Origin of the sequence: Labrenzia sp. THAF82 (assembly GCF_009363435.1) — a bacterium.
Classification (GTDB): Bacteria; Pseudomonadota; Alphaproteobacteria; order Rhizobiales; family Stappiaceae; genus Roseibium; species Roseibium porphyridii.
On record NZ_CP045354.1, the window covers coordinates 678,965 to 704,314 of the forward strand.

Annotated in this window: 23 protein-coding genes, 1 tRNA gene and 5 pseudogenes; 12 read left to right on the top strand and 17 right to left on the bottom strand. The window is 53.1% G+C overall.

Features of this window, described 5'->3' with window-relative positions; genetic code table 11:
- The first annotated feature begins 481 nt into the window (after positions 1-481).
- The 3 genes from FIV00_RS03360 to FIV00_RS03370 all read left to right on the top strand — a co-directional run bounded on the left by FIV00_RS03360 (position 482) and on the right by FIV00_RS03370 (position 2,037).
- On the top strand, positions 482-991 hold the full coding sequence (locus FIV00_RS03360) for a FecR domain-containing protein (RefSeq protein ID WP_152499462.1): 510 nt from the start codon (positions 482-484) through the stop codon (positions 989-991).
- A 443-nt stretch (positions 992-1,434) separates the two neighbouring features.
- A tRNA-Arg gene (locus FIV00_RS03365) sits at positions 1,435-1,511 on the top strand.
- Positions 1,512-1,599: 88 nt separating this feature from the next.
- Entirely contained in the window at positions 1,600-2,037 is a 438-nt protein-coding gene (locus FIV00_RS03370) for a hypothetical protein (RefSeq protein WP_152499463.1), read from the top strand.
- Here the strand turns inward: FIV00_RS03370 and FIV00_RS03375 are convergent.
- The 6 genes from FIV00_RS03375 to FIV00_RS29565 form a co-directional block, all read right to left on the bottom strand.
- A complete protein-coding gene (locus tag FIV00_RS03375) occupies positions 2,034-2,315 on the bottom strand; it encodes a hypothetical protein (RefSeq protein WP_152499464.1) in 282 nt (93 codons plus the stop codon). The two genes, FIV00_RS03370 and FIV00_RS03375, sit on opposite strands and share 4 nt — an antisense overlap.
- Before the next feature lie 79 nt (positions 2,316-2,394).
- Positions 2,395-3,900 carry a hypothetical protein gene (locus tag FIV00_RS03380; RefSeq protein ID WP_152499465.1) on the bottom strand — a complete coding sequence of 502 codons (1,506 nt, stop codon included), beginning with the start codon at positions 3,898-3,900 and terminating at the stop codon, positions 2,395-2,397.
- Positions 3,901-3,910: 10 nt separating this feature from the next.
- Positions 3,911-4,699 carry a TrbI/VirB10 family protein gene (locus FIV00_RS03385; RefSeq protein ID WP_152499466.1) on the bottom strand — a complete coding sequence of 263 codons (789 nt, stop codon included), beginning with the start codon at positions 4,697-4,699 and terminating at the stop codon, positions 3,911-3,913.
- A 332-nt stretch (positions 4,700-5,031) separates the two neighbouring features.
- Positions 5,032-5,433: a TrbG/VirB9 family P-type conjugative transfer protein gene (locus FIV00_RS03390; protein ID WP_152499467.1), complete on the bottom strand. Its 402-nt coding sequence runs from the start codon at positions 5,431-5,433 to the stop codon at positions 5,032-5,034.
- Complete coding sequence (locus FIV00_RS29560; protein ID WP_173005867.1) at positions 5,421-5,576, bottom strand: hypothetical protein; 156 nt, start codon at positions 5,574-5,576, stop codon at positions 5,421-5,423. Before FIV00_RS29560 ends, FIV00_RS03390 begins: the two co-directional genes overlap by 13 nt.
- The gene (locus FIV00_RS29565) at positions 5,576-5,743 is read right to left on the bottom strand and encodes a hypothetical protein (RefSeq protein ID WP_173005868.1); all 168 of its coding nucleotides are present in this window, start codon (positions 5,741-5,743) and stop codon (positions 5,576-5,578) included. Before FIV00_RS29565 ends, FIV00_RS29560 begins: the two co-directional genes overlap by 1 nt.
- Before the next feature lie 98 nt (positions 5,744-5,841).
- On the opposite strand from FIV00_RS29565, the gene FIV00_RS03395 reads away from it, so the two are divergent.
- The gene (locus FIV00_RS03395) at positions 5,842-6,108 is read left to right on the top strand and encodes a WGR domain-containing protein (RefSeq protein WP_247649330.1); all 267 of its coding nucleotides are present in this window, start codon (positions 5,842-5,844) and stop codon (positions 6,106-6,108) included.
- A gap of 203 nt (positions 6,109-6,311) precedes the next feature.
- Here the strand turns inward: FIV00_RS03395 and FIV00_RS03400 are convergent, their stop codons facing one another.
- Entirely contained in the window at positions 6,312-7,025 is a 714-nt protein-coding gene (locus FIV00_RS03400; RefSeq protein WP_152499468.1) for a calcium-binding protein, read from the bottom strand.
- Positions 7,026-7,479: 454 nt separating this feature from the next.
- Here FIV00_RS03400 and FIV00_RS03405 point away from each other — a divergent pair, with 454 nt between their 5' ends.
- Positions 7,480-7,848, top strand: coding sequence for a hypothetical protein (locus FIV00_RS03405; RefSeq protein ID WP_152499469.1), 369 nt, complete (start codon positions 7,480-7,482; stop codon positions 7,846-7,848).
- A 286-nt stretch (positions 7,849-8,134) separates the two neighbouring features.
- Positions 8,135-10,009: a hypothetical protein gene (locus FIV00_RS03410; protein ID WP_152499470.1), complete on the top strand. Its 1,875-nt coding sequence runs from the start codon at positions 8,135-8,137 to the stop codon at positions 10,007-10,009.
- Here FIV00_RS03410 and FIV00_RS30215 read toward each other — a convergent pair.
- Positions 9,995-10,252 (bottom strand): annotated as a pseudogene (locus FIV00_RS30215) (IS630 family transposase); the annotation flags it as partial. The gene FIV00_RS03410 and the pseudogene FIV00_RS30215 overlap by 15 nt on opposite strands.
- A 204-nt stretch (positions 10,253-10,456) precedes the next feature.
- A pseudogene (locus FIV00_RS03420) lies at positions 10,457-11,536 on the bottom strand (IS110 family transposase); the annotation flags it as partial.
- Between the two features lie 132 nt (positions 11,537-11,668).
- On the opposite strand from FIV00_RS03420, the pseudogene FIV00_RS03425 reads away from it, so the two are divergent.
- Both FIV00_RS03425 and FIV00_RS03430 read left to right on the top strand, forming a co-directional pair.
- Positions 11,669-11,947: pseudogene (locus tag FIV00_RS03425) on the top strand (transposase); the annotation flags it as partial.
- A gap of 66 nt (positions 11,948-12,013) precedes the next feature.
- A pseudogene (locus tag FIV00_RS03430) lies at positions 12,014-12,328 on the top strand (integrase core domain-containing protein); the annotation flags it as partial.
- Between the two features lie 320 nt (positions 12,329-12,648).
- Here the strand turns inward: FIV00_RS03430 and FIV00_RS03435 are convergent.
- The 8 genes and pseudogenes from FIV00_RS03435 to FIV00_RS03475 form a co-directional block, all read right to left on the bottom strand.
- Positions 12,649-13,683, bottom strand: a complete 1,035-nt coding sequence (locus FIV00_RS03435) for a hypothetical protein (protein WP_152499471.1) — start codon at positions 13,681-13,683, stop codon at positions 12,649-12,651.
- A 103-nt stretch (positions 13,684-13,786) separates the two neighbouring features.
- Positions 13,787-14,517, bottom strand: a pseudogene (locus FIV00_RS03440) (integrase core domain-containing protein); the annotation flags it as partial.
- A gap of 305 nt (positions 14,518-14,822) precedes the next feature.
- Positions 14,823-15,080, bottom strand: a complete 258-nt coding sequence (locus FIV00_RS03450; protein ID WP_152499472.1) for a hypothetical protein — start codon at positions 15,078-15,080, stop codon at positions 14,823-14,825.
- Positions 15,081-15,452: 372 nt separating this feature from the next.
- Positions 15,453-16,196 carry a hypothetical protein gene (locus FIV00_RS03455; protein WP_152499473.1) on the bottom strand — a complete coding sequence of 248 codons (744 nt, stop codon included), beginning with the start codon at positions 16,194-16,196 and terminating at the stop codon, positions 15,453-15,455.
- Between the two features lie 225 nt (positions 16,197-16,421).
- Entirely contained in the window at positions 16,422-17,147 is a 726-nt protein-coding gene (locus FIV00_RS03460; RefSeq protein ID WP_247649336.1) for an IS6 family transposase, read from the bottom strand.
- 629 nt (positions 17,148-17,776) lie between these two features.
- Positions 17,777-18,364 (bottom strand): recombinase family protein, encoded by a 588-nt coding sequence (locus tag FIV00_RS03465; RefSeq protein ID WP_152499474.1) that lies wholly within the window; start codon positions 18,362-18,364, stop codon positions 17,777-17,779.
- Positions 18,365-18,407: 43 nt separating this feature from the next.
- Positions 18,408-21,569: a type ISP restriction/modification enzyme gene (locus tag FIV00_RS03470; RefSeq protein WP_152499475.1), complete on the bottom strand. Its 3,162-nt coding sequence runs from the start codon at positions 21,567-21,569 to the stop codon at positions 18,408-18,410.
- Positions 21,570-21,573: 4 nt separating this feature from the next.
- On the bottom strand, positions 21,574-22,242 hold the full coding sequence (locus FIV00_RS03475; RefSeq protein WP_152499476.1) for an NYN domain-containing protein: 669 nt from the start codon (positions 22,240-22,242) through the stop codon (positions 21,574-21,576).
- A 310-nt stretch (positions 22,243-22,552) separates the two neighbouring features.
- On the opposite strand from FIV00_RS03475, the gene FIV00_RS03480 reads away from it, so the two are divergent.
- From FIV00_RS03480 to FIV00_RS30410, 4 genes are all read left to right on the top strand, one after another.
- The gene (locus tag FIV00_RS03480) at positions 22,553-23,248 is read left to right on the top strand and encodes a YfbU family protein (protein WP_152499477.1); all 696 of its coding nucleotides are present in this window, start codon (positions 22,553-22,555) and stop codon (positions 23,246-23,248) included.
- A 639-nt stretch (positions 23,249-23,887) separates the two neighbouring features.
- Entirely contained in the window at positions 23,888-24,073 is a 186-nt protein-coding gene (locus FIV00_RS03485) for a hypothetical protein (RefSeq protein ID WP_152499478.1), read from the top strand.
- The gene (locus tag FIV00_RS03490; protein WP_152499479.1) at positions 24,070-24,777 is read left to right on the top strand and encodes a UPF0149 family protein; all 708 of its coding nucleotides are present in this window, start codon (positions 24,070-24,072) and stop codon (positions 24,775-24,777) included. The genes FIV00_RS03485 and FIV00_RS03490 overlap by 4 nt, the downstream gene beginning before the upstream one ends.
- A gap of 423 nt (positions 24,778-25,200) precedes the next feature.
- Entirely contained in the window at positions 25,201-25,323 is a 123-nt protein-coding gene (locus FIV00_RS30410; RefSeq protein WP_256366673.1) for a hypothetical protein, read from the top strand.
- Positions 25,324-25,350: the final 27 nt, after the last annotated feature.

Genomic DNA, 25,350 nt, shown 5'->3' on the forward strand with positions numbered 1-25,350 from the left:
AAAAACGAACAAGAAGACTGTACCAATTGACACTGGCGACCACGTTAAATTAATCCCAAGGCCTCATGCTCCGCCTTCTCCACACGATAGCCCCCTGGAGGCGGCTTAACTTCACCGTGTTACAGAAATCCGGTGCCGTTCCGACCTGCTCGGCATTTCCACTTTCGTTCCTTGTCGGACCACGCCAACCGGTCAAGTCGCGTCACGACCAGTGCAAACGCATGAACATGGTGAGCCAGAATTTTGGCGTGAGTGACCCCATCGTTAATTCAGCATTACCAGATTTTATTGCGGGGTTGCGCTGACCAGCGCGAGACAACCCTCAAGCGCTTGAAAGTTTACTGCTCTGAGATAGCCTTCGAAAGGTATTCATGCTCACGCGGACTAAAATCCGGCAAATAATTGCCTCTCGGTAAGCTGGATACTTTGCGACTGGTCCATTCAGGTTGAAACAAGGCCTGCAATACTCGGGATAAGTGTCATGAAAAGGTTCCTAATACTTCCAACTCTGGCGGTCTTGACGATTGTCGCCTCAGTTTCCATCGGCTCTGCACAAACCGTTGACGGCTGCGTCGAAACAGAGGCAACTGACCCGCCCAGAATTGTCTTTCAATGCCCGAACGGCTTCTTGCTGGAAGCCGAAGCAGCTACGGCCCTTGAGCTCAATACCAGATCAGGGCAGCCGGAGATCGTGCGCGTCGAAAGAAATGCAGTCCTGATTCATCTGCAGCCAGGATCCGGTCCTTTTCAGATCCGCACACCCTATGCAATCGCAAGTGTCAGGGGCACCGTATATGCTGTTGACGTAACCGCAGAACGGACGTCTGTGTTCGTGGTAAGCGGAGAAGTTGCTGTCTCCCGGGCGAACGGATCGGACACGGTGGTCTTGACACCTGGGGAAGGTGCCGACGTCGCACCAGGGGTTTCTTTTGCTCCCGTGCGCTGGTCAGCAGCACGGGCGGACGCTCTTCTTGCTCGCTTCGGCCGATGACCAAACCGGACGGGTAAGATCGCAACAAAGGTAAGGACAGGGCATGTCTCGGTGAGGCCCCCGCGTCGCCATCGAGAGGCCCAAAAAAGAGCGCCCGCTCACGAGGAACGGGCGCTCAATATCGGGACGAAAGGACAGCAGCAAGACGTCTTGGGAGGAACCTTCGGCTCAAACGAACCTCGCCTCGCTGCTGATCTTTAGATAGCCCATCGAAACACCACACACCTGTGACGCGCGACACCCTGAAAGCCTGCCTGCTTTCGGTCGCCGAGCGGCAGCATTGTCAACGCCAAGGCTTCAAGCCTGGAAGGTTTTGAGCTATGCCTGTCCCCTGGAGCGGCTTGGCTGGCCCCCCGGCCTTTTCGCTCCCCAGATTGTGGACAGGATTTGTATCTGCATCGCCGCAAGGGTGCAGATCCTGTTCATGATCTGACGCAAAACATGGCCCCGTAGCTCAGCTGGATAGAGCACTCGCCTTCTAAGCGAATGGTCACAGGTTCGAATCCTGTCGGGGTCGCCAGCTTCGTGAACTGGCGTCTTGGTCCAGGTGAACGATGTGCGTAGGCAATCATGTCGGGTCCCAGCCCCATGTCTTCCAGGCGGACCCGATGGGGATGTTTGCACCGGATTGCCAGAGACAGACCGGAGACGACAGAATTGCCAAGAAGGCATTCAAACCGGTGACCACCGGGCAGAACGGTCGAAAGCTGCGGCTTGGCCGTTGGATCGAACTCCAGACCCTTCATATTCGCAAGCGCCCGGCAGATGGTCTTGATCCGGTAAAGCGTCAGCTCCGGCTCAACGACTTCCGCGATCCGATTGTCCAGATCACGGCGCTCGACAATCAGCTTGCCGGGAACTTTCGTGCGCACTTCAACAACTTCAGAGCCAGCATAGTGACGCGACAACGGCTCAAGGATTTTTTCCAGGAGAACCTGGGACATGCTCAAAACCTCAAAACGGGATTCATTCAAAAGCGGGGCGGAAGAAGGGGCGGGGGCAAAGACCCCCGTCCCATGGTCCGGGAACCCTTTGGTGCGTCCTAGTTGGAAGGAATTCCGATCGGCCGGGTCACCTCACAGTTTCTTCGGGTTCCATCCTGAACCTCCTGGACACCGGTCCAGTCCGTATAAGTGACCTTGTCCGTTCCAGGTTCCGTGATTTTCAACCGCTCTTCTTCCCGGTTGATGTAATAAAAATGACAGATCTCGCCATCGTTGTAGCTGAATTGCGAGATCCAGGCGTTTCCGCCCGAGATCGACTGCCAGTACGGATCTTGGTTATCGCCGCGCGACCAGTTGCCGGTGCCCGTGTCGGACTTCATTTGAAGATTGCCACGCTCCAAATATGCCTTGATGCCCCAACCAGAATTGACCCGTGCCTCGCGAACTCGCTCGCAAAAATCACCGCCATTTGCTGCCGGCCCGCTCCCAACCGGAACACGCAGGCTCGTGCCATCCGGACGCTGATATACCTCGGTCCGGTTGGTCGGAACCATCTGGTAACAGCCCTCGTAATAGGCATTCGTCAGATCGGGCGTATCTTCGGTGCGCACAAACGTGTAATCGACCGCCGTCGTTCCCGGTTCCAGATAATCGGAGACAATGGTGTATGGGGTTCAGCGCGCACTCTTCACGCTCTTCAATCGGCCAGGTGCGCTCCGTATCCGCACGGCACGCACTGACCGTATGCCGGCTCGCCTGCCCGTCCACATAGAAGTAAGTGTACTGCGCACTCGCCTCACGCCCCTCAAGATCGACAAAATCGTCACAGGCGCTGTAGTCACGCTCAAGCTCGAACGTCTTGTTGGAGGGCGCACATTCACTGACCGACACAACCTCACCAGTCCTGTTCCGGTAGCTCAAGCTGGACAGAAGCGCGACCGTCTTGCCCTCAAAATCAACCTCCGGCGTGCAGGCGTCAAAATCCTCGTTGATCACGTGGTAATTGGCCTCATCCGGCTGACACGCTTCCAGATCGTACCGCGCGCCCTTGTCGTCAGTGTAAAACGTCTCAAACTGCGGGAACGCAAGACGGGCATCGATGTCCACGATCGCCTCACACGCGTCGTAGTTCTTCTCAATCGGCCACACCACCCCATTGGGAGAACACGCATCGTTCTCAACGACAACACCGTCTTCCAGCGTTTGCGACATCGATTGCTGACGCACCACACCGCTGACAAGATCGACAACAGGCTCGCACCCCTCCGTCGTCACGTCATAGGTGACCGTCGGCTCATCCTCATCGGCCGCAAGCCGCTCAGGGGTCTGGTAGCCACCTGCAATCGGATTGGAACTGCCGCCATCCTCATTGCCATCGGAGCCGGAGCTGTCGCCGCTGCTCTCTTCTTCGCGCGCGTCCTCTTCCGGCTCGTCCTCTTCGGCAACCGCCTGTGTGCTCAGGCGCGCAAGCGCCGCCAGGAACTCCGCCTCGTCGCCATCTATGGAGATCTCCGTCGTCGGCAACAGACGCTCACCGACAAGCACAAACTGGCTGGTAAAATCCTGCGGCTCAAGATCGACATAATCCGCACCCCGCGTCAGACGGGAGACAACCACCTGGGCAATACTGTTGCCACCAGCGCGCACGCGGCGGACAAAGCCTTCCGCATTGACGCCCTGCACATCCCCGCCAACCTCTGGCGGTCTGGCAAACCGGAATTCAAGCGGCACCGCCGCATCCGTGGTCAGGTCGGTCTCAAGAACAGGGGCGATCGCGAAGAGATCCGGCCGCAGCCGCGCTTCGGCTTCACCGGCAGCGCCATCTTCGCCGGCGCCGGCAGAGCGCACCACTTCCGGCACCGGCAAAGATTGGGCCAGAGCCGAGGGAACAGCCAAGGACGGTGCCAAAGTAGGCGTCAGGGTCGCGGCAATCAGGCCGCTATACATATACTTGCGCAAACGCATTCAAAACTCCTCAGTTTTTGGGGGGATTGGCGAGATACCAGTCAAACTCCGGACGCACCTGGACACGCGTGCCCTGGGCAATCCGGATCACCGGCTTGAGATCAACTGTGTCTTCCAGGAAGGCCGCCGTGAGCGTGCCAATATTTTCGCTGGCACCGGTCAGACCATTGGCAACAATGTTGGAGTTGGTGCTGTCAATCTGGCTGGAGCCGACCACAGCCCCTTCCACCGCCGTGCCAAGGGCAACCGTCAGGATCGCAGAGCCGTATTTCTCCCAGAAGCGGTTGTTCACCTCGCCCGAAAGACCCGCATACCCTTGCGCATCTCCAACCTTCGAATTCAGTTGGAAAATCTCCGCACGGCTTTCGCCCAGAAGGATACGGCTGCACGAGAACCCGACACGCGTCTGGCCGATCTTGTCCACCGACTCATAGGCACAGATCATCCGCGAGCCCTTCGGCACAAGCTTCGTGCGCCCGTGGTAGCCGTAAACATCCCGGCTCACCTGCACGACAACCGTCCCGTTATCGGCAAGCTGGCTGTTGATGCCGCTTTCCAGAATGCCGGTGATATAGCGGTCGGCCGCCAGAATACGGCTGTTGTCAACGGCAGAGGTCGAATAGCGGCGTGGGGCGGAATACCGGTCGTTTTGCGGATCAATGCCAACAGGTGGCGCAAACGCCGGCACAGAAGCCATCTCAGGCAAGGGAGCCGCCGGAGGCTCCTGGAACTCGCCAGACAGATCAGCCCCGGCAAGTGTTGTCTGCATCTCGGCCCGCTCACGCAAGGACGCCTGCAAGGCAAGCTCATAAGGGTGAGCGTCGGCTCACCGTCTTCAATAACAACAGTCACATCCGCAATACGGATGCGCACCCGACCGTCAGTGGCATCAATCAGATACGGCGCAGCCGCGCGGGCATTGCCGGTCGGCGGAGAAGGCACAACATCCTCAGGCTCGCGAACCTCCACCAGGCCCTCGTGCCGACGGAAAATGGGAGGGGGGAGAATAACAGGCCGGTTTTCCACCATGATCGGCGGAGGACCTGGAGGACCAGGAGGCCTTGCCCCCTCCACATCAGGGCAAAACAGGCCAAGACCAAGCGACAGAAGAAATTCACAAACCGCCATCGCTCACTTTGCCCCCTTGTACTGGATGCACAGGAAGGACTGGCCGGATTTCAGCGTGATCAGACGGTGCGTGCTTTCAACAATGAAGGTCGTGCCCTGAACGCGGGTGTTGACCAGCTCGTCAATGCCATCGACCACAACATAGGCCGTGGGCAGCTCAAGATCGTTCCACTTGTCGCCGAACTGGATGTAGGTGAAGTTGTCATCCCGAAATACCTGCTCCGGGCGCAGCGAGTTGTCTCCCCAAAGCTTGTAGTCATCCCAGCCGCGCAAGGATGCCGGATCAAACCGGGCGGTCTTCAGAAAGTCGCTGCCACCATGGGTGCCAACAGCTGCTGTGCCGATAGCGCCCGCGCCAGCTGCCGGCAGTGCCCGGCCCCTGTCGTCAAAGGCTACATGGCCCATGTCAGGCGATCCGGACCCGACAATGCGATAGGACACGCCAGACGACGATGCGCGGTCTTGTAGGCAAACGGGTCCGCCGCCAGAATATTGGCGTGTTTGGGCATGTCCTGCATGTCGGTCGGAGAGAGCGCGAGCGAACTCATCAAGCCGCCTCGACCCACTCGAACGTGCCCGGCTGGAACTCAACCTCAAGACAGGCACACGGAGACTTGCGCATCTGGTCAATGCCGTTCGGCTCGATCGGCATTTCCACCTGGGCGCAACTGGACAGGAAAAACCCCAGGCACACTACAAGAGTGACGTGTTTCATTGATCAAAGACCCTTTGAGAGAAAAACTTAAGACTGGTCCGAGGACCGGATGATCCCGCCGGCCTTGGCGGACAAGCGCCTGGGCGTGGAGGGCTATCGTGGGCACACGGATGTTGCAAACCTATCTGGAAAAACTCGATCCCCCGAACAATGCCGCCCGGTTCTACCGGATGGCGGTTCTGCCGAACCTGTTTGGGGAATGGACACTCTACCGGGAATGGGGCCGCATCGGTCAGGGTGGGCAGGTCCGGCTGGACTGCTACGAACACGAAAGCCAGGCGGTCGCAGCGCTGATGGCCCTGGAGGCTTCCAAACGTGCACGTGGATATTGGGCCGAGCCTCAACAGAGGACTATGTTTGACTGACCGGGTCAAGTAAGCCCGAGGGAATGTCACCCTCAGGCCCTCTGGACCCGCCCGAAACCTTCCCTGGGCAGTATCAAGGACCGGAATTCGCGGTAGAGTTTTTGGTCGATTTTCATATCCATCTTGTTCATCACGGCGATTGCCGGGATTGCCAACTTATTTTGTACGGCCGGCAAGATGCCCTACTTTTGACGTGACTCACTCTAGAATGTTAAGTCGTCTAAAAACATCATGTTCGGATCACCTATCGTTGTGGCGGATACACTGTCAAGCATAAGTGAGCTACCATCGGAAAACGCCAACTCCAGTCCCTGATCGGATTGCTTCGTCGCAGTCAGCATGTACACTCCGTTTGCATCAATCATGGAGCTAAAGTCTAGACGATCGGCGTCCATGTCGAAATCAGAGATCCGATCGGAGCCGAAGCCCGGCTTAAATACAAAGGTATCAGATCCGGCACCGCCGTACATTTGATCGTCACCCTTTCCCCCGATGAGCTTGTCATCACCCTTTCCGCCGATGAGCTTGTCGTCGCCTGAAGAACCCGTCAGCGTGTCGCTACCTGAGGAACTTGTCGTTCTGTCGATGGTGAAATCGTCGGCGGTTCCGATGAGCGTGTCGTCACCTGAAGAACCCGTCAAGACAAGAGGTTCGGCGGTTGAACCTGCAGACCATGTCACATCAAATTGCCCGCTTGAAACGAGAACGGTCCCGTTGTCCAACATGGTCCCGAAGGATGCTGAATAATCACTGATAGCGTTGGATGCAAAGTTTGTGGGCATGTCAGTGTGGGTCGCGCGGCTGTAATTGGCTGCGTCGTCGCTCAAATATGTCATTTCAGCAGTCGGATATTGAGTTGCTACCGTTGATTGCTCTGTAGGATAACTCGCGTTAATTTCAAAATAGTTAGATTTCATGAAAAGATTTCCTTCAGTACTTTCGAATATAAGGCTAACGATAGGTTCTTTTCATGGGAGTGACGCGCGTCATAGGTACGCCGGTGCGATCTCTGCTATGCGCCCGGCGAAATGAACGCCTGAAATCCGGCCAAAGCAGGGCACCTTGCCGGCCGTACAAAATAAGTTGGCAATCCCCATTCTAGCCCATCCTGAGGATCTTCTGACCCTGGTCAGCGGCGAGAAGAGCGTCTTCGGGCGGCATGATATTGCCCGTGCGCTACATCTCGAGCGATGTGCGCCTGTTCCAGAATTTCTTTGCCGCGGTCATGGCCGGGCGTGTTGTTCTGTTCTTGCCAGGCAACAACGAGGAATTGGTCAAGGGGCTGGTGTCTGTTGTGCTTCTGGGTGGGGCTGTTGCGTTCCTAAGCGTCAACGGGGCTGCCCGGTTCATTGCGGGCGGCGCGGCGGCTCTGTGTTTTGGAAGTCCGACGATATCATCACCCTTTATTGGGTTTGGTTCCAACCACATCTGGCCGCCATGCCTGACGGCAACGTGGTTCAACACCTGCGCTACCTCAATCAGGTCTTCGGCTTGTTGACAGAAGCAGACGTTCAGTTCCTGGTTCTTGGCTGCGCCAACGGCCTGGCTGGAATTGCCGCGCTCGCTGCAATTGCGCGGACAAGTCTCAATCCTGACAGCCGCAAGCAATCCAAAAGCGACCTGTTCGGCGATGCCCGCTGGATGAGAAGACGGATCATGGCAAAGCTGTCCAGGAAGGGCGTCTACATCATCAAGCCCTTCGGCTTGTGGCACGACTACACACGCGAAATGAACGCCTGAAATCCGTCAAAAGCAGGGCATCTTGCCGACCGTACAAAATAAGTTGGCAATCCCCAGGTTACACATGTTGCACAAATGATTGTCCGGCACGCGGTAATGAATATTACTCCTGCTTGCTTTTACCTCGTGTATTCAGCAGCTGAATTTGTTGAATCCTATTTCAAACCCAAGAGGTATGTGAGTGCCATGATGCTTGATGCAACATGTCCCGCAACATGTCGTGTGCGGCCAAGCCCCGCAATGAAGCAATACCGCCAGCAACAAACTGTTGAGGGAGGGCGCTCACATGGGTGACATCAAAGTTCCAGGATCTGGCTCACAAGCTAGCCAGTCGGGTGCGGTGCCTCCCCAAGGAAGGGTGATAACCGGTCACTTTAATGGCAAGACTGTTGATCAGATTGTCAAGATTGGAAAGGAGAGTGATCCTGTAGGTGCCTTTAGGTATCTGTTTCGATTGGCACAAAATAAAAATAGCGAGGCTATAGAGGCCCTTAGAGGAGCGGCTCTGACGGCGCCTCTTAAACCGCAATGTACATTTAGTGCACTCGCTAAATCAGCAATGCCAGCAATACCAGCAATACTCACTGAATTAGATAAGTCAGAAAAGTTAGCACGAAATGCGGCAGAGCAAAAAGAGAGCGACGAGGGCGGCTCTGTCCGGCAAGTCGGCCCCTCTCTTGGGACACGACAAGATAGATACAATGCTCTAATAAAACTGCTAAAGTCTGAGTATCGCTGTAGGACCGATCCGCTACGTGATGACACGAATCTCCTGACAGGAAAAGCCAAAGTAGGCGAGGAAACCAGCCTGACGTTTTCGCAGTTTCACGAAAAGTTAGAAGAAAAGGGTGTCGCCAAAATAGCTGTTGCTTGGTTTAAGGTATTGGCAGAGTGCAAACTTAAACCTGAAGAACGGATCAAACAGCAAACCGAAGAACGGATCAAAATCCAGACTGCATTGGTCAAAGCTTTAAATAAGTTAAGAAAGCCTTTAATTGAAAAGCTAGAACAGGTACGCAAATCCAGATTCTCAGAAAATAGCACAAAGTTCTTTGATTTCCTGAGGTACTTTCGTAACACTGATGAAAAGCTTATGTTGCTGATGTGTGAGTTGCAATTGCTGTTTCCTGATGCATCCTTCAAAGAGCTTTTTTATGCAGTTAATTGGTTTGATGACGCAGCTATGGTACGGCTCAAAGAGTTGAAAAAGCTGTTTCCTAATGCGTCCTTCAAAGAGCTTTCTAAAGCAGCTCGTTGGCTTAAGGCAGATGACGTGGGGCGGCTCGAAAAGCTGAAAAAAGAGCTGTTTTCTAATGCATCCTTCAAAGAGCTTGTTGATGCAGTTAATTTGCTTGATGACGCGGCTGTGGGGCGGCTCAAAGAGTTTATAAAGCTGTTTCCTAATGCGTCCCTCAAAGACCTTGTTGACTCAGCTAGTTTGCTTAAGGCCGATGGTGTGGGGCGGCTCAAAGAGTTTCAATTGCTGTTTCCTGATGCGTCCCTCAACGAGCTTGTTGATGCAGTTGATTTGCTTGATGACGCGGCTGTGGGGCGGCTCAAAGAGTTGAGAAAGCTGTTTCCTAATGCGTCCCTCATAGACCTTGTTGATGCAGTTATTTTGCTTAAGGCCGATGGTGTGGGGCGGCTCAAAGAGTTTCAATTGCTGTTTCCTGATGCGTCCCTCAAAGAGCTTTCTAATGCAGTTCGTAGGCTTAAGGCCGAAGCTGTGGGGCGGCTCGTAAAGCTGAAAAAAGAGCTGTTTCCTGATGCGTCCGTCAATGACCTTGTTTATGCAGTTAATTGGCTTGATGACGCGGATATCGGGCGGCTCAAAGAGTTGAAAAAGCTGTTTCCTAATGCGTCCTTCAAAGAGCTTGTTGTTGTAGTTGATCGGCTTGATGACGCGGCTATCGGGCGACTCATAGAGCTGAAATTGCTGTTTTCTGATGCGTCCCTTAAAGAGCTTTCTAATGCAGCTCGTTGGCTTAAGGCCGATGGTGTGGGTCGGTTCGAAAAGCTACGAGAGCTGTTTCCTGAAGCGTACTTCAAAGATCTTTCTGATGCGACCGATTGTTTTGGCACCGAGGCTATGGTTTGGCTCATCACGCAAAAAAGGAATTCGCCAGACAAAACCCTCCAACAGCTTTCAAATAAGAGCTAATGGAATTGACTCCAACCTTTGAACCTCCCGATTTCGAGCGGCAATGATCTTGTCAGGATCGGCCTTCCAGACGATTGGCTTGGGCTCGTTGGCGTTGTACTCTCGGATGAAGCGTTTGATGGCTTCCTAGCGATCAACGATGGAATGAAAGACGCCGTTTTTGAGCTGCCGCCGGCTCAGTTTGGCGAAGAAGCCTTCGACGGCATTGAGCCATGAGGAAGGGGTTGGCGTGAAGTGGATCGTCTCATCCTTGGGCATTTCGCGCTAGATCAGATTGAGAAAAGGGATGGGGGTTGCGTAGTTGTTAGTCTGGTTTCGGTTTGGTAGCACGCAGACCCAAACCACTACATCATCGCGTAGACAAATAGTTTGCAAATTGAAACAAAGGCCTGTCCCGATGAGGCCCCCGCGTCGCCATCGAGAGGCCCAAAAAAGAGCGCCCGCTCACGAGGAACGGGCGCTCAATATCGCGACCTGCCCAGCCATCCAAAGGGTGCGCCGTAATCGGGCGTTTCCGTATTTTGACAGCTTGGTCTGACCTCGGAATGTGCCAGACTGGATCGTCGCCAAGTCCATGCCACAGAACTTCAGGAACTGGCGGTGATGTTGAAACCGGCGTAGGTCTCCGGCCTCTGCCAAGATGGTGAGCGCATTGATGGCACCTATCCCGGGGATGGATGTCAGAAGAGTGTAGTCTGCGTTTTCCTTCAGCAGAGCTTCGGCAAGCCCTTCAATCTGATTGCGTTGCGCAATCAGGCTTCGCCCTTCTGCCAGAACCATCCGGAACATCTTTGCGGCATCGGAATCTGGGGCGATTGGTAAACCGACGGAGGTTTTGGCGGTCTCATAAATATCTGCGAGCAAACGCTCTTTTGAGACCTTGCGGCCAACAACCTCCCAAGCGTCGGCAATGAATGCCTCTTGGCTCATGGCAGAAATAAAATGCGGTGATGGGTAGCGTTCCAGGAAGGCAAAGAACCAGTCACTGCGTGAACTGCGATGAAAACGTTCTGCTTCGGGAAAATACAGCGGCAGATAATGGGTCAAAACCCGGTGCCAAAGCTCGGTCTTCGAGCGCGAGACAATGTCGTGGGTCTTGGAGAGTTCCTGAAGATCGTTCGTGCCGCACAGCACCGGGTCATGGTAGAACTGTTCGTTCCCGATTTGCATCATATGAAGAATGACCTGTGCGTCCTTCGGGTCGTTCTTGTCCCAGCTGTTGTTCAAGGCTTCACGGGTACGTGCCAGTGAAACCGAAGAGACAAGCTTCACCTCAAAACCTGCGCTTCCAAGCCTGTAGGCCAGGGCACGGTGATAATTGCCGGTGGCTTCGAAAGCGACACGAACAGGACGGCCATAATCGCGAAGCAGCGCGATCAAGCGGTTGAAATCGTCGAGCTGGTTCAAAACGGTCAGGCGGCGTCGACGCTTTCTGCCGGGAATGGACAGCAAGACTTCGTGGCGTGACTTGGCAATATCAATTGCCACCAGAACAGGCTCGGTCTGTGCAATACTGGCATCGGTCATAGTCGGTCTCCCTCGCGGTATGGTTTGGTGCAAAACCACTGTAGGGACCTGAGACCCGGCTATGATCACCTGCTCCGCAATTTGAGAGCTGCACAGGCAATCATAGCCTATAAATCAACATCATTCCGAAGGTGTTATGGCCCGGAAAACGTCAGTGCGGCGTTGCAAATGTGGGCTTCACGGCGCGGGATCGGGCTGCAATACATCCAGCCCGGCAAACCGCAACAGAACGCCTATATCGAGCGCTACAACCGAACCGTCCGCCATGAATGGCTCGGACAATACATATTCAACACGATCAAGGAGGCACAGGATCACGCCACACGCTGGCTATGGACATACAACAATGAGCGGCCAAATATGGCCATCGGCGGCGTTACGCCGAAAATGAAACTGACAGCTGCAGCCTGAAGTCCAGTTATCGACCCCGCGAAAAATGGGATGATTACCGATGGACCGACAGCACGGTACATGACCCATATGTTTGACATGAGATGCAGGGAAAACGGCATCGAGCATCGTCTCACGAAGGTGAAACACCCCTGGACAAACGGCCAGGTCGAAAGGATGAACCGGACCATCAAGGAAGCTACGGTCAAACGCTTCCACTACGATCATCATAGCCAGTTCGAAGCCCATCTCCAGGACTTCATCAACGCCTACAATTTCGGGCGCAGACTGAAAACTCTGCGCGGGCTAACGCCCTATGAATACATTTGCAAGATATGGACTTCAGAGCCTGGACGCTTCAGACTTAATCCGATCCATCAAATGCCGGGACTGAACACCTAAGGCGGAATACCACTCATTTGTGACATCGTTTACGCGTCACATTGGATTGTCACTGATGGGTACACACAAAAGCGACACCTGTTCAGGTGTCGCTTTCCGTTGAGCTATGAGTGAGGCCCATGAAGGTGGCGAGCCCAATTTTTATGTCTGAAATTGTTTTGGATCAGCTGGACACCAGATTCACCCATAACACATTAATTGCAATAAAGCCGAGCAAGGTAACTCTCTGATCTTTCGTGCTAAAATACTCTCGAAGATCGGAAGACAGCTCAAGCGGTTCCTCACATGAATCTACATCGATTTCATCAGTATTTTTCTGATCATAAATATTTTTTGTGCGCACCATGCGATTCTTGTTTCAAATCCAATTCTTGGATTGTTCTAGGAAGAGTACCCGGCCTTCTATTTTTTCCATGAGCTTCACCAGAAATTATTTGTCTGAAATTGATAACTCTCGCCTTGTTCTTCCATACTCGCGCGTAATTTGGAGGGATGGTCGAAAGTCCTTGCTCCAAAGTGTTTGATTTAAGCTCACTTGTTTTTTGCGGTTGCATAGCTTCAACCAAGTGAACCACGAATTCCACTGTCTTGTCTTTTTGTCGTAGTTTTTTTAACTTTCTATAATCAACACATTGGAAAGATGAATAAGAAAGAAGAATATCAAGTGGTTGCTCCGGCGCCGCCTCGCGAAGTAGCGGTACTTTTGCAAAGTTTACTTCCTGTATAACATCATTAACATCAGGCATTGCCGCTAATCTAGCAAGATCATAAATATTTTCTGTTGGAAGCTTACTTCGTAACTCAATTAGTTTATCAACATCCAAGCCTTTTATCGAAGCTATTTTGCCCAGAGTTTTACTGCGCTCACCTGGAAGTGCCGAACGAAGCTGCATGAAACGATCAATATTAAAATCAGGAATTGCCGCTACTTTAGCAAGAATAGATATTTTTTTGTTTGGAAGCATTCTAGAAAGGGAAATGAATGCGTCTGCATCCAAGCCCTTCTTTTGGGCTGCTCCAAGTAGACGCTGTTCATTTACATTTGGTAAAGCCCTGCATAGCCGCATGTGCAAGGTACGCGTCGATTTCAATGCAGCAGCATCTTTTGCGTCCTGATACAAAGTTGTAGGTGCGCGGGTAATAACAGCTTTATTAGAGGCTCGAAGTTCATCGGGTTTAGCACGATTATTTTGCGTCAAATTACCTGCAAAAGTTGCTCCACAATTCACGCCTCTACTAAAAAGATTAACTTTTATTTGAACCGTCCCAGTAGGGAATACACCCGCTGTTGTGTCTTTTACAATTTGAGGGGATGGGCTCGTCTGTAACTGCTGGCTTAAACGATCTACCTTCATAAAAAGCAACTCCTCTGTTTATTTATGGTGAAGGTACGAGGTATTTGTTAGTCTGGTTGTGCCATTTGTGCCAAAATGTGGCGTTGTTGCATTAAATGTCCACTTAAGCTTCTTGGCTAACAAATAGGTTGATTGTTTCGATTGGCCTGCGTCCCTGGTTTCTATACCCAAGATGAGGCCGTTCGGTGTTGTAGTGTAGTGTGTGAGCCATTTGTCGAGGTCGCTCTGGAGGGCCTCGACGCTTTCATAGAAGGTTTCACGCATTTTGATGCGGAAGAACTCGTCCAGGACCGTGCCGTTAAATCGCTCGACAAAGCCATTAGTTTTTGGCGTTTTCACCTTGGTTCGCCTATGTTCGATCCCGTTGAGGTCGAGATAGAGTTCATAGGGGTGTGTTTCGGTGCCGCAGAATTCCCGGCCATTATCCGTCAGGACCGCCTTCACCGGCAGATCAAGCCTTTGATAGAAGGGCAACACGTCATTGTGCAGGACCGCAACCGCGGCTTCCGGCCGCTTGGAGACATGCAGAAAGCCAAAGGCATAGGAGCCATAGGTATCGACAACCGCATGCAGGTAGACCTTGCCGATGCCCTTCAAGTTTCCCACGAAGAAAGTGTCGGCTGACAGCAGCTCTCCTGGCGCCCCACTCTCCACATGGCGCTCGCGGAAGGACGGGTTCAATTTCTCAATGAATGCGGCCTGTTTGGCCGTCAAATCAATCTTCTTCCCGGCATTTTTCTCTTCCAGCGCCAGCCACCGGTCATATTTGGAGCCAAGGCCGTTGTCCGTCAGGATCTTCTGGATCGTAATCGCCGAGACCCGCTTGCCCTCAACTCGCGCAGGGTCGTCGAGGCTGGCACCAGCACCCGCCGCCAGATCATCGGGCTGATCCCCAAAAGACGAATTTCAACTGCTAGATTTCCGGAGCCGTGGGCATCCACAATCTCTGCCACCGTCAAACCCGAAAGGCAACTGCCCCACACTTTGCGGTACTCTCCAAGTGTGGGGCAGTTGCCCGAAGATAAGGCGGCGCGGGAAGCGTTTTGAACGACAAGATTTCATTCTGACGGTTTCAGGTCACTTTGCAGTACTCTCCTGTGAGAGCCTGCAGGTGAAATTCCCTTGGGCTACTTGACCAGCTAGCTCTTGTTTAAAAGCTCTTGGAGGGATTTGTCTGGCGACAACGTTTTTTGCGCGATGAGCCGTCCCATGCGCTCGGAATCAAGATCTTTGGCCGCCCAATAGAGCTCTTTGAGGGGCTCTTTAGGAAACACCGGTTTCAGCTTTTTGAGCCAGACCTTGAGGATCATGGACTGTGCGTTTTCGGGCACGCCATCGTCCATGGGGGCGCCGATGATCCAGGCGGGCAGGTCGATTTCCTTGATCTTGGGGAACATGATCCTGGCGGTATTTTTCCATCTCGCCTGGTGTTGCCTGGGTCTCAACGAAGATGAGATGGGCGTAGAATTCCTCAGATCCACTGCATAGCATGAGCTTTGAAGGGATCACATGGGATCGGCCTGGCGGGGAGGGGGGCTCGGAATTGACCTCCTGGGGTGATGACGCGCCGAGCAGTCTTTCCAGCTCGCTTTGCAGTTTCAGGGCGATCGGTTCGAAAATAGTCCGTCTTTGTGCGGCCATGGGATCAGTATCGTCACCGGTGATTTCGACTGGCATTCCGGGACCGCAGACCGCGAAATTGTGCGGCCACTGAACATCAGGCCAGCCAGAGACTGGGAAACCTGATCATGTTCGCTGAAAGTTCTTCCTTAGCGTGGTTCTACGAAGAAACCTTCCGATGGGGCCGTCTGTGGCTCCTGCTTCGTCAGTCTATCGGCAAGTTCTCTGATATAGTCGGTACTTTTCGGGGCACGTTTCGCCTCAAAGTAGGATCGTAAAGAGGATTCAAGGAAACCATCGGACTTTTTTCTGCCCGCTTTTCCTTCCCCATTTTCAGCCAGCCGGTCAGCGGCAAGCGCATCACTAATCCGAGCAAGGCATGAGTGTTTCGCAGCTGGGAACGCGCCGTCTTTTGTTCGTGTAAAAATAACTTCAAATTGGGGCTCGAATTTGACGCTGTCCTGTGTGCGATATTTCGCTTCCACCTCAAACCAGCCGGATGTAAAATTTGGTTTGCTAATTAATTCATTTACTCGACTTTCAATGTCCTGACCGCTTACTGGTTGCAATACGGTCACAACTTCCGTTTTTATGTTTTTGGGCCACTGCGCATCAAATTGAATAAGCGCTTTCTTAAGCTTTCGCACGTCGCGCGCCAAATAATATTCATGGCGAGCTTCCGAACTAACAATAAAACGAATTAATGAAGTTGCTGAAGACCGCAGATCAGAGATGCTGGGCCGACTTAGATTTCCTGCCCTGATTCGGGAAGGAGCAAACGACGGCGCTCGCTCAGAACGACGCCCCTTAAAACAGGAAATAATTCTACCGATAAGCGTTTTTTCCTGCGAAATTGTGCTGGGAGCATCTAAACGTGTCGGCTGCAACTCCATGAGCTTCATTCCTTTTAAGTCTCATTGCCTAAAAGAATAAACCGTAAGACGTAGCGTTGATGTCTCGTTTGATACTGATGGGCCATTGGGGGTGGGTTGAAAGTCCGTGTCAGACAGCCGGATTGTTTTCAGCTTGACCGCGTTTTGTGATTTTGCCGAGGCGGTCGCGGCGGGATCGCCAAGTTATTTTGTCCGGCCTGCATTTGTCCCTGCTTTGGACGGATTTCAGGCATTCATCTCGCGTGTGTAGTCGTGCCATAAGCCGAATGCATCAGCCCTTGCACGCCTGTATGAGGCGGCCGACAGTGTGTATCGACGCGGCCGGAAGACCGTGTTGATCTGATCGTGGGCAAACAGAAACCGTTGTGCTTGCCGGGGAGACTTGAACCGGCCCATTATTTTCTCCCGCTTGCGTGTCGGGCGATGGGAATTCTCAATCCTGTTGTTCAGTCCCTTGTGAGCGCGATGATCGGCATCCGGCGCCAGGGACTGGATTGGCTTAGTGTAGCTGCGTAATTTGTCCATTGCCCGGCAGTGCATTGCGCATGCAATGTCACGAGAGGGGGTTACCACAACCCTGGGCTCGCCGAATTGCGTCACCAGCCCGCTGAAGAAACGCTTGGCTGCCTTTGTATTGCGGTGGGGTTGAACCAGGATGTCGAGCACATCGCCATCGCCGTCAATCGCCCGCCAGAGCCAGTATTTCACACCGCCAATGACAATCACCATCTCATCAAGATGCCACTTGTTGTTGGGCTTGGGCCGGTCCCGGCGAATGCAGCGCGCGAAATGCCGACCAAACCGGTTCACCCAGGTGCGGATCGTTTCCCGGCTGACACGGATACCTCGCTCCGCCAGAAGGTCTTCAACATCTGCCGTACTCAACGCAAACCGATGATACGCCCAAACCGCGTAGGAAATGATCTGCCTTCCAGTCTGGAAGGATGCCACGCATATTCTGCCGGCGAAGAAATCGTCAAAGCCAACTTTCAAAAAACAAAAGGGCGTTTGTGGCGCTGCATCTGACGGCATCAGGGCTCAGTCTGTGAACTGCATCCGCCAAATGTGTTTGTTGATCGCTCAAAAATCCTGTCTCATTCAATCCAATGAGCCAAGTCCTGCCTTCATGAAGAGACCTTCCCTTACGGCCTTTGAAATTCTACGACTTGGAAAACAACTAAAAATAGGTATATTGTATTGGCTCTAGTAAAGGTAGATTTCAAGGAGCCACCTTATGGTCAGTATCTATTCTAATCCTCCCTCACAAATTAGCGACCACTCCAGGCCTGCCAGAAGAAAGGCATTTTCTTTCCCCAATGTCGGAAAAATTATTTCGGGGTGTGTGCGTTTTTTTGGGAGGCGCGTGACGTTTTTCCGACGCTCTTCCACACCGCTACCAATTGAAACTGCGCAGGGACGCGCCAGATTATTACCTCAAATACGGCAGACATACCCGAACTTCCAGTGGAGCCAACCTCTCCCTGGCAATCCGGAACCAACCGAAATGGCAACTTGCAGCCAAGCAACATCAAACACATTCAAGTAGGAAACGCGGAACCTATAAACCTAGGTGCCTAGGTTTAACGCAGTCGGGAAATAGTCGCCCGACCAACCCCAAAAATGGCCGCGACTTCGCGCTGTGACTTTCCGGCGTCAAGCATCTTGAGAGCTTCCGCCTGCTGCCGGGGATTGAGTTTAGGCTTGCGGCCAAGGTGCTGGCCGCGTTCTTTGGCTCGCTCCCGGCCCGCCTGCGCCTGGGCGAGGCGGCGCTGTCGTTCATCCTCGGCAATGGCCGATAGGAGCCCTAGGAGGGCTTTGCCCAGGGGGCCATCAAGGTCAAAATAGGGGCGGTCGAGAACCCTAGCGGTCGCACCCCGCTGGCCTATGTCGGCCAGTATCTTGAGGCCATCCGCATAGGAACGGGTTGCCCGGTCCCATTCGGCAACCACAAACACATCATCAGGATTAAGAGCGGCCAAAGCTTTTTTGAGCTGGGGGCGGTCAGTGGTGTTCTTCCCGCTGGCCTTTTCGGAATAGACCAACTCGCACCCCTCGGCCTTCAGGGCGACAAGCTGGCGGTCAAGGTTTTGGTCTTTTGTGCTGACCCGTGCGTAGCCAATTTTCATACGGAAATCGTAGCACAATTTCGGGCCGGACTTACGGGCCATTTAACCGCTTGGAAAATAAGGGGTGAGGGGTGTGGCCCGAAAGTTATGACTTATGAATTTCCATCGTGATGGTCTTCATGATGCGGTCGGTCCCAGCCAAGATTTTCAGAATCCTCTGATAATGCTTCACATCGTCGAAGGATAACGCGCGCGCCTTACGGTCCTTCAGCCATTTCTGGGCAGGCTGATAGCCGCCGATATAGAAGCTCCAGGAAACCTCGGGCACATCCGCGAAACACTGGGTCTTGTTGATCCAGACTTTGTCGTTCTCGAAGCGCGGCTTGTCCACGACGTTATCGCCTTCACCTGTGAAGGGATAAGGGGTCTGGCCAATGGCAGCTGGTTCCATAAGGTGCAGGTTGCGAAGCTGGGCACCCTTGGCGGAAACGTCCCAAAACTCATCGGGCGACGACGGCCAGGGAATGCGGGGAAAGTCGACTTTCAGGAACTCGGCGTAGGTCTCGCGGTAGGCAGGGCAATGCAGAACGCCATAAATGTAATCGAAGATTTGGATCTCATCGGGCATGCCATGTTTGGGATGCTTCGCCAGCTTCTGAAGATTGGCAAATAGCTTGGGATCGAAATTGACGCGGCGAGTTTGGTCCAAGTCCTGTTCGTCCGGATAGAGGTATAGTGGAAGAACTTGGTTTTGCTCCTTTGTCTTCAACGAAATCGCACAGCTTTCTGCGGGCAAATTCGTCACTAGTACGTGTCGGTAGCCCTGCGTTGCCAACTGCCTAGACGCGAGCAAGCAGATATTTTCGCGGTTCAAGACATGCTGAACGATTTCTGTCCTTGGATAATCCATCATTCTATAAGAAAGGTGGCACCACCTTTCATCGAAAGGTCTGTATAGGCACTTGGTTAGTGCCTCATTCCGCCGCTTATCGTGCGATAGCGCTCTCCTCTGTTTCTCCAGCGACCAGTCTCTATTGTTTTTGGTTCCGTAGCGCCGATGAAATTCGGCATCTGTTAGGCTCTCATCGAGCATATCATCCAAACGGCGCTCAATTTCGTTCTTTGTCTCGGCAACAGCAAACTTGTCCCGATGTGTCTGAAAACCAAGAACACTGACTTGGAAAAAGTCCTTAATATTAAATCCAGACTCATACTGCGCCTCAAGCTCATAATCATGAGGCGGAAAAAAATAATTTGGAGCTTTAGGCTGTGTTTCAATGAAAATAGAATCTGTTATTGATCTACTTTCAAGGAATTTGTACTTTAAACTCCTCTGTCCCCATACGTGGCCGTGCATAACCTTTGCTATTTTGTCGCCAGAATTCTGATTCATCACGCAGATCAAAATGGCAACACCCTGTTGAATATCAAAGACATTCTTATCGGGTGAGCCGTCAGGCGACACCTCCTTCTTTTTTGCATTTCCGTGCAAGTCCAGAACCCAAATCCGGTCGAAAGTCGTCAATAAATGCCAACGCATTCCTCGGAAGGTAGGATTATCCAAATAACCGTGGTTGGTGATGAATCCCAAAATACCTTCACCGTTCTTCTCGATTAAATGTGAAGACATGCGGATGAACTTCACATAAAGGTCGTTCAACCATTTAGGATTTCGTTCTTGAAGCTTTACTATGCCACCTGGCTCTTTCTTGTAATCGTCCATTAGCTCACCCAGCCAGCCTTCGGACAAACCACCTTCGCCCAGATACGGCGGATTCCCGACCACACACATAATTGGCATGTCGCGTTTAATGGTATTGGCCCCCTTAGCCTCGCGTGACAGCCATTGGGTGAAGGGGAGGGTCTGGTTAGCGGGTTCGCCTTCTTCCAGTGAGTTGGTCAAAAAGACGGAAAGGCGCGGCGGCTCCTTGGTCGGCTGATATCCCAGCTCGGTCAGGATCATGTCGAGCTTCATGTGGCACATGGCATAAGAAGCCATAAGCAGCTCGAACCCGTGCAGGCGAGGGATGAGGTCCTGCTCGATGTATTGCGACCACATGCCCGGCGCGACGCCCTGCACTTTGGGCGCAATTTGCTTGATGACCTCCGCCAGAAAGGTGCCGGTGCCAGTGGCCGGGTCGAGGATTTGTACCCGGTGAACTGAACGCTTTTCGATGATGTTTTTTCCGTCCTTGCGGAAGTCGCCTTTCTGCGTACGAGCGCGCTGCCCTGTATCCCAGTCGATCGTGACCTTAGACGTGTCAGCTAGCCCGTCTGGCAATCCGAATTCGGATTGCAGCACCTCGTCGACGGCCCGAACTATGAAATTCACGACCGGCTCTGGCGTGTACCAGACGCCACGTGCCTTGCGCTTGGCTGGATTGTAAGCGGCAAGGAAGGTTTCGTAGAAATGGAGAAATGGGTCGTTCTGGCCAGTTAGCTTGCCAAAGCCCTCCATGAGCTTTGCCACATCGCAGGCTTGGAACACGCGGGCCAGGTCGTCGATGATCCAGGCGATACGGTCGTCCAGGTCATAGCCCGCGACATAGGTGAACAGACTGCGCAGGAACGGATTGGACTTCGGCAAGAGGTCTAGGGCTTCCTGGCGGCTGAACGTGTCGAGCGTAGTATCGTGGAGGCGTGCTGCGAACATGCCGTAGGCAATGGTTTCAGCGTAGATATCCGCGAAATCCTCGGGCGTGATGTCGTGGATTAGATTCTCCTTGAACGCCTCATATTGCTTTGCCAGGTCAGTCTGCCTGTCTTTGTCGTCGCGCAACGTATTGCTTAGAACATCCTTTATGAGCTGCGCTTTCCCGGCCATACGCACCGCTAGCTCCTTGGGCGCGGTGATGGTCTGGGGACGCTCCGCAGCGAATTCGCGAAGCAGGTTTTCCAGGGTTTGGTATTGATCCGGCTTGGGCTGAATGCCCATCAGTAGGTCAGCAATGGAGACAGAAGCGACTAGCTCGCCATCGCGGTAGAAATCCCAATCGAGGCAGTTGGTGTAGACAAGGTTGGGAAGGGCGGCCCGATAGCGATCTTGCTGTTCCTTGTTCGGGCCTTTCATGCCCTGAAGCGCGATGTCGATATCCTTCGCTTCGACATGGCCAATAGCAATACCGTCCTGGAGGACAATGAAATCGGGAGCACCGACTTTGCTTTTCGCCGGATCATTCACCGGGGTGATGTCGTCGCCGAGAGCTTGAAGGAGGTCATGTAGGGCAGGGCGGTAAGCGTGCTCGCGGGCAATGCCCGTCTTGTGCACAGTTTCGACTTTCGCCAAAAAGTCAGCGATCAAACTCATATTCTTAGCCTTCTTCCACCCAATGCCCGGGTTTCGTTAGCTCGCGGCCGTCAGCCATGGTCAGTGGATTATGGAATTGCGCGGCCTGCAGATGGCTCGGTCGGATACGCTTCACGAACGATGAAGCGGCTTCTAGCTCCGGATTCGGGCTTCTGACCGGTGACAACAAACCGACCGGCTTGCCAATCTCCTGGGTAACCAAACGGATAGGCTCCACCAAGTCACTGTCATTCGAAACGACTGCAGCTACATCGTAGTGGTCGCGGAACGCATCAAACAGCAGATGACTGGCCAGGTTAACGTCACTACCTTTTTCCTCTGTTTTGAGGATGCGCACCACGTCTGGCCATGGCTCGTCAAAATCTCGTCCCGGCCGAAACTCGGGCGGATGCACCAACGGGGCGAACTTCTCGGAGGTGAGGAACATACCCATATACACCGATACCTCTGGCACGGTGGAAAGGGCATCTAAATAGATTTGCTGGTGAGCTGGCGATTCGGCTTTCAGACGAGAAGACACGCGCACTGTATAGTATTTAACAGCGATGACATCGTTTTCTTCGCTAAGAATATTGTCCGATAAAGTCTTTATATTCAGCCATCGTAGGTGTGGCCGTTGCTTCAATAAGCGAAAATACAGGTTAAACTCGTCTACATAAACAATTGTTCTCATGGAAAACTTTTAGCACAAAAAGCAAAGGCCGCTAAGACTTCTCTTAGGCGACCCTTGTACTTGCAGCACGCTGCAAGCCTGTTGCCTCATTATATGGCATCAATCGTTAAAGAAATCAAACCAAAACTGACGCCGGGCGCTGGTCAGTGTGGTGCATTTGCACCCACGGCTACGTCAAGCCTTACGTTCTGCCACTCTACTACTGGTTGGAGAACCTTCTCCAAACTCGTTGACGCAAGTTCCGTAATGTCGTACAATAGTACGTAAGATACGTATCATGTACGATAATTCTAAATTGGAGATGCGGAATATGGCAAAGACTGAACGTTTTGAAATGCGGCTCGATAGCGAGCTGCTGAACAGGGTAGACCACTGGCGAGGGGACCAGGACGACGCACCGTCACGGGCGGAGGCTGTTCGCCGGCTGCTGGAAGTTGCATTGACGCGATCAGACAAAGACGAAGAACTCAGGCTGAATAAGCCTAATCGCCTGATTGTCTGGATGTTGTCAGAGCTGCTTAAAAACCTCCCAGACTATGAGAACCAGGACACCGTAAAGCTGATACAGAAAGCCCTCTACGGGGGCCATTTCTGGGCCCTGGATTGGGAGCTAACCGGCGTACTGCACTCCCATACCGATAGCCGCCAGGCACTTAAGCTCGTGGTCGATACCCTCGATATGTGGGTTTTCATTGAGCGTGCATATGCTGCCTTCTCCAAGGCAGACAGGGAACGGTTGGAAAAAGTTGTGCCCTACCGCGGCAAAGACCCCAAGTTCATCGGCTTCGACGGTAATAACGAAACCGAGTACATGGGCATTGCACAGTTCCTGGTGGACGAAATGGAGCGTTTCCAGGATTTCAAAGGCCGGAGCATGAACTCTCACTCGCCAAAGGTCGGCGTGTACTATCGAATGGTGCGGCAATTCGAACCCATTCGCGCCAACCTAGTCGGACGTGAAATGACGGTTGACGAAATCGCTGACGTGCTCAACGCAGATAAATAAACAGGTGCAATCCCTTGCACCTCTGCCACGTGGCGAACGCGGGGGGCAGAGTGTCAAGGGGTTGGTGCGGCCCGCAGCCGGAACGGCGAGGACACGGCCCCTTGATACGGCGTTGGGGGCAGCGCCCCCAGAAATCACTCAGAAAATTTGCGGCCTTCGGCCGCCTGGCTCTCGAAAAGAGCCGCCGCATGTTCCGCCACAGAATACGGCCTACCACTGTTTACAGCGGCTATGGCGGAACCTCCGCCGGCGGAGCGCAGAATCTGCGCCGGCGACGGGCATGGGCCAGGCCATTGCGAGGGGGAGGGGAGCGCAGCGTCCCCCGTGGCCAATAGGCCACTCAAGCGGCCCTGGCCGCTGTCACTACCTGTAGCGACTTGCATCTATCCGCGGCTCGGATTGCAAACATCGCGCTTTTTCGCTCGAATTAAGTGCATCTATCCGGTGGGGTAAACTCACATTCAGTGCGACTGAGATCATATTATTTGCAACGGGATCGCAATCATCCGGTTTGGATCCCTTTATTTGCGAATGGGGCGTTCAGGAAACGGACGTTTTCCAGCCGGTCAAAATAAGCGAAACGGCCATTCTGATTTCACGGCGGAAACTTGTCTGTTTACCGCGTCTGGAAATCATCGTATGAAAATTTGCGGAAATCTTGAGTTTTCAGACGGTTACGCCCGGATCGGATATAGCCCGGAGGCCTTTGCCGATCTGACCGATACCCGTCTCCCGGGAATCCGACGCTTTCTCAAAGGTCAGTTGGATACAGACAGGATCGACGAACTTTCAACACTCATGAGAAGGGCAGGTTTGCCGCTATGAATCTCAATACCGAGCTGTCCGACAGCGAAGAGCAACAGCTGAACGTGTTCCTCGGCCGCGTCAAAGGCGGCGCGATCCCCAACATCGAGGCCTTGGACGGCTTCTTTGCAGCCCTCGCGTGTTGTTCGGATCTCGTCAAGCCGAGTGAATATATGGAAGTGCTGCAACGCGGCTCTTCGGAAGATGTCGATCTTGATTTTGAGACTGAAAAGGAAGCTCTTCAGTTCGTAGAACTGGTCAACCGGCATTGGAACCACGTGAACCGTCAGCTCGATTCCGAAGACGTCTATTGGCCCCTTGTGTTGGAAGACGAAAACGGCAACTTCCAGGCCAATGATTGGGCCAACGGTTTTCTGCACGGCACGAAACTCCGCTTCCCTATTTGGGCGGAGTTTATCGATGAGGACAAGGAAGCTGGGGCAATGGTGCCAATTTGGGCGCTAGCCTATGAGCATCATCCAGACCCTGAAATCCGCCCCTTCAAGGAACCGATTTCAACTGAGCAACGGGAAAAATTGCTGGCGGGTGCCGCCGCAGGTGTCATGCGTATGCACCGGTACTTTCTGGCGGATCGTAATTCCTATTCAGCGCCAACCGGAACTTTTGTCCGGCAAGGCCCGAAAACCGGCCGCAACGAACCCTGTCCATGCGGCTCGGGCAAGAAATACAAGAAGTGCTGTGGCGCAAGGGCTCTGCTGCATTGAACCGTTCGCAAATAAAGGGATCCAAACCGGATGATTGCGATCCCGTTGCAAATAATATGATCTCAGTCGCACTGAATGTGAGTTTACCGCACCGGATAGGTGCACTTAATTCGAGCTAAAATTCGGGATGTTTGCAATCCGAGCCGCGGATAAATGCAAGTCGCTACAAATAAGCCACGTTCGTTTCCGTTCTCCGCCCAACTCAGTCCATCAAACATTTTAAAAACCAAGCGGCAACTACCCTGACTGAGGGGGAAACCGGAAGCCCAAACATGAGTCAATTCATTTGATGGTTGGTATAACGCGCGCTGATGCGCCAAAAAGTACACCAACCTTAGATTTTTTATCGTTCTATCCGCACCCTATGATTGCCCTTCCGCGAAGGGGAATCTGGGATAATCGAGTGATTTTAAAGGAGCAAATATGTCCATCACAATCAAAAAAGCTGTCATTTCCGATGCAAAGAAAGCCATGTTGGCAGAAGCAATTGCTTGTCGCGACACGCTCTGTGACGGAAATCCAAACTGCACTGCTTTGCCGTTCTGATTAAGCAGACCACTCCGAAGGAAATCG

Bases quoted from the DNA above. Each gene is read 5' to 3' on its own strand.
- FIV00_RS03360 (WP_152499462.1), top strand. From the start codon at position 482: ATGAAAAGGTTCCTAATACTTCCAACTCTGGCGGTCTTGACGATTGTC.
- FIV00_RS03370 (WP_152499463.1), top strand. From the start codon at position 1,600: ATGGGGATGTTTGCACCGGATTGCCAGAGACAGACCGGAGACGACAGA.
- FIV00_RS03375 (WP_152499464.1), bottom strand. From the start codon at position 2,315: ATGAAGTCCGACACGGGCACCGGCAACTGGTCGCGCGGCGATAACCAA.
- FIV00_RS03380 (WP_152499465.1), bottom strand. From the start codon at position 3,900: ATGCGTTTGCGCAAGTATATGTATAGCGGCCTGATTGCCGCGACCCTG.
- FIV00_RS03390 (WP_152499467.1), bottom strand. From the start codon at position 5,433: ATGGGCCATGTAGCCTTTGACGACAGGGGCCGGGCACTGCCGGCAGCT.
- FIV00_RS29560 (WP_173005867.1), bottom strand. From the start codon at position 5,576: ATGAGTTCGCTCGCGCTCTCTCCGACCGACATGCAGGACATGCCCAAA.
- FIV00_RS29565 (WP_173005868.1), bottom strand. From the start codon at position 5,743: ATGAAACACGTCACTCTTGTAGTGTGCCTGGGGTTTTTCCTGTCCAGT.
- FIV00_RS03400 (WP_152499468.1), bottom strand. From the start codon at position 7,025: ATGAAATCTAACTATTTTGAAATTAACGCGAGTTATCCTACAGAGCAA.
- FIV00_RS03410 (WP_152499470.1), top strand. From the start codon at position 8,135: ATGGGTGACATCAAAGTTCCAGGATCTGGCTCACAAGCTAGCCAGTCG.
- FIV00_RS03435 (WP_152499471.1), bottom strand. From the start codon at position 13,683: ATGAAGGTAGATCGTTTAAGCCAGCAGTTACAGACGAGCCCATCCCCT.
- FIV00_RS03450 (WP_152499472.1), bottom strand. From the start codon at position 15,080: ATGTTCCCCAAGATCAAGGAAATCGACCTGCCCGCCTGGATCATCGGC.
- FIV00_RS03455 (WP_152499473.1), bottom strand. From the start codon at position 16,196: ATGGAGTTGCAGCCGACACGTTTAGATGCTCCCAGCACAATTTCGCAG.
- FIV00_RS03465 (WP_152499474.1), bottom strand. From the start codon at position 18,364: ATGGCCCGTAAGTCCGGCCCGAAATTGTGCTACGATTTCCGTATGAAA.
- FIV00_RS03470 (WP_152499475.1), bottom strand. From the start codon at position 21,569: ATGAGTTTGATCGCTGACTTTTTGGCGAAAGTCGAAACTGTGCACAAG.
- FIV00_RS03475 (WP_152499476.1), bottom strand. From the start codon at position 22,242: ATGAGAACAATTGTTTATGTAGACGAGTTTAACCTGTATTTTCGCTTA.
- FIV00_RS03480 (WP_152499477.1), top strand. From the start codon at position 22,553: ATGGCAAAGACTGAACGTTTTGAAATGCGGCTCGATAGCGAGCTGCTG.
- FIV00_RS03485 (WP_152499478.1), top strand. From the start codon at position 23,888: ATGAAAATTTGCGGAAATCTTGAGTTTTCAGACGGTTACGCCCGGATC.
- FIV00_RS03490 (WP_152499479.1), top strand. From the start codon at position 24,070: ATGAATCTCAATACCGAGCTGTCCGACAGCGAAGAGCAACAGCTGAAC.
- FIV00_RS30410 (WP_256366673.1), top strand. From the start codon at position 25,201: ATGTCCATCACAATCAAAAAAGCTGTCATTTCCGATGCAAAGAAAGCC.